Below are 3,005 nucleotides of genomic sequence, written 5' to 3'. Positions count from 1 at the left end.
CGCCCGGTTCGTCGGCAACGGCGGTGCCGGCGCCGTCCGCTGGACCGGCCGCGTGTTCGGCCAACCGGCGGACGACGAGCTCGACGACCGTCCGGCGCCGCAGGACGGCGGCCGGCGGGCACGACCCCGGAGCCGCGCCGCCCAGCCCGCGGTCCGGTCGGTCGCGCGGTCCGCCCCGGCCGGGCTGACGTGACGGGGCTGACGTGACGGGGCTGACGTGACGGGGCTGACGTGACGGGGCTGACGTGACGGGGCTGAGGTGACGGTGGCGCCGCTGGCCGTGCTGTTCGACCGGGACGGCACGCTGATCATCGACGTGCCCTACTGCGCCGACCCGCGGCGCGTGTGCCCGATGCCGGCCGCGGTGCCGGCCCTGCGGATGCTGCGCGCGGCCGGCGTCCGGATCGGCGTGGTGACCAACCAGTCCGGCATCGGCCGCGGCCTGATCACCGCGGAGCAGGCGGCCGCGGTCAACGCCGAGGTGGTCCGGCTGCTCGGGCCCTTCGACACCTTCCGGGTCTGCCCGCACGCGCCCGACGAGGGCTGCGCGTGCCGCAAGCCGCGGCCGGGGATGGTGCTCGACGCCGCCGCCGAGCTCGGGGTGCCACCGGCGCGCACCGCGGTGATCGGCGACATCGGCGCCGACGTCGAGGCGGCCGCGGCCGCCGGCGCGGCGGCCGTCATGGTGCCCACCGCGGTGACCCGGCCGGAGGAGATCCGCCGGGCGCCGGTGGTCCGGCGCACCCTGGTCGAGGCGGTCGAGCACCTGCTGGGCCCACGGTGACCCGACCACTGACCTGACGGGAGTGACCCCGGCCGTCAGCGTGGGAGCGCCATCACGGCGTCGAGCACCTCGTCGACCCGCACGGCGAGCAGCGCCGGGTCGGGGTCGTCGGCGAACGGGTCGCCGCGGCGCAGCTCGGGGTGCTCGATCACCCGGTGCGGCCCCGGCGGCGGCCCCCAGCGCCGCGGCCCGGTCGGCCCGAACAGCACCACCGACGGCGTGCCCACGGCGGCGGCCAGGTGCGCGATGCCGGTGTCGCCCGAGACCACCAGGCGGGCCCCCGCGACCAGGGCGCAGAGCTCGGTCAGCGTGGTGCGCCCGGCCAGCACCCGCGCGGCGGGCAGGCCCGCGGCCGCTGCGGTGCGCTCGGCCCGCTCGCGCTCCGCGGCCGAGCCGGTGACCACCACCGGGACCGGGCCGTCCAGCGCGGCCGCCACCGCGGCGAACCGGTCGACCGGCCAGCGCTTGGCGCCGAAGGCCGCGCCGGGGTGCACGACCACCGCGGGATCGGACCTCGACGGCGGATCCAGCCGCAGGTCCAGCGGGTCGGCCGGGATGCCGTGCCGCTCCAGCAGCCCGCACCAGAGCTCCCGCTCGTGCGGGTCCGCCGCCAGCGCCTGCGCGTGCGTCGGTCCGGGCCACCCGGGCGGGCCACCGAAGCCGATCCGCGCCGCCGGGCCGGTGGCGTCGAGGGCGGCGTGGCTCTGCGGGCCGGCCCCGTGCAGGTTGACGGCCAGGTCGGGCGGGCCGTCGGGCGGGCGGCGCAGGTCGGAGATGGCGGCCGTGGGTTGGACGGCGTCGACCGCGCCGGTCAGCGCGGCCAGCGGGCCGAGCGCGGCCGGGGTGGCGAGCACGATCCGGTGCTCCGGGCGGGCGCGGCGCAGCGCCCGCAGCGCGGGCACCGCGACCAGCAGGTCGCCCAGGCCGAGCGCGCGCAGGACCAGCGCCACCGGCGCGGAGGGTCTCGACGGTCCAGTGGGCCCCGGGGCCGGCGACCCGGCGGCGCTCACCCGGTCGCCCCGGCGGGAGCGGCGATGTGCACGACCTTGGTGGTGGTCATCTCGTCGAGCAGCTCCGGCCCGTAGCCGAAGCCGCGGCCGCTGGCCCGGCGCGGCTGGGCCGCGCCGCCCGGGGCGCCGCCGAACACGTCGTTGATCTTCACCGTGCCCACCGGCAGCTCCCGCCACGCGCGCTGGGCGTGGGCCATGTCGGGCGTCAGCACCGTCGCGGCGAGGCCGTAGGCGTCGTCGGCGGCCTCCCGCAGCGCCGTCGCGAAGTCCGGCACCACCCGCACCGGGGCGACCGGCCCGAACGTCTCCTCGCGCAGCACATCCGCGTCGGGCGGGCACGCGGTCAGCACGGTCGGCGGGTAGAACGAGCCCACCCCCGCCGGGACCTCGCCCCCGACCAGCACCCGGGCCCCGCGGCCGGCGGCCCCGGCGACGTGGCCGTGGACGTGGGTCCGGTGCGCCCGGTCGACCAGCGGGCCGATCCGCTCCGCCCACCGCCGGGCCTCGTCGACGAGCGCGTCGAGGAACGCGTCGGCGACGCCCGCGTGGACGTAGACGCGCTCGACCGACACGCAGATCTGCCCGGCGTTGGCGAACGCGCCGAGCGCGGCCTGCCCGGCCGCCCACCTCGGGTCGACGCCGTCGTCCACGACGAGGGGATCGTTGCCGCCGTTCTCCAGCAGGACGTGGGCACCGCTGCCGGCGCAGCTCACCGCGATCCGCCGCCCGGTCGCCGTGCTGCCGACGTGCGCGACCACGTCCACCGGGGCGGCGGCCAGCATGGCGCCGACCTCACCGTCCCCGTCGAGGATCTCCAGCACACCCGCCGGCAGGTGCGCGGCGAGGATCTCGGCGAAGCGCCGCCCGGTGTGCGGGCACCGCTCGCTCGGCTTGTGCACGACGGTGTTGCCGGTGGCGAGGGCGGCCCCGATCAGCCCGCCGGCCACCGCGACCGGGTCGTTCCACGGCGTGAGCACGACCACGACGCCGCGCGGCTCGGGCACCATCAGGTCGGTCGCCGCCCAGGCGCCGTGCAGCGCCCGGCCGCGGTGCACCGGCCCCAGCTCCGCGTACTGGATCAGGGTGCCGACGGCGGCGTCGACGCCGCCCCGGGCGTCGTCGAACGGCTTGCCGGTCTCCCGCTGCGTCAGTGCGGCCAGCTCGTCGGCCGCGTCGCGCACGGCCGCGGCCGCGGCGTGCAGGGCCGCCCC

The 3,005-nt window shown here is 79.1% G+C and carries 4 protein-coding genes; 2 read left to right on the top strand and 2 right to left on the bottom strand.

The window, feature by feature from the left end; all coding sequences use genetic code 11:
* Together KIK08_RS38410 and KIK08_RS38405 are read left to right on the top strand one after the other, a co-directional pair.
* The coding region (locus tag KIK08_RS38410; RefSeq protein WP_214408226.1) for a hypothetical protein at positions 1-193 on the top strand (193 nt) is incomplete at its 5' end.
* Positions 194-259: 66 nt separating this feature from the next.
* On the top strand, positions 260-784 hold the full coding sequence (locus KIK08_RS38405; protein ID WP_308258160.1) for a D-glycero-alpha-D-manno-heptose-1,7-bisphosphate 7-phosphatase: 525 nt from the start codon (positions 260-262) through the stop codon (positions 782-784).
* 35 nt (positions 785-819) lie between these two features.
* Here KIK08_RS38405 and KIK08_RS38400 read toward each other — a convergent pair whose 3' ends face one another.
* A complete protein-coding gene (locus tag KIK08_RS38400) occupies positions 820-1,734 on the bottom strand; it encodes a glycosyltransferase family 9 protein (protein WP_214408225.1) in 915 nt (304 codons plus the stop codon).
* Positions 1,735-1,790: 56 nt separating this feature from the next.
* The coding region (locus KIK08_RS38395) for an aldehyde dehydrogenase family protein (RefSeq protein WP_214408224.1) at positions 1,791-3,005 on the bottom strand (1,215 nt) is incomplete at its 5' end.

It is taken from the genome of Pseudonocardia lacus, assembly GCF_018531445.1.
Taxonomy (GTDB): Bacteria; Actinomycetota; Actinomycetes; order Mycobacteriales; family Pseudonocardiaceae; genus Pseudonocardia; species Pseudonocardia lacus.
Note: the sequence above shows the minus strand (reverse complement) of the source record. Positions and strands in the feature narration are given on the sequence as shown.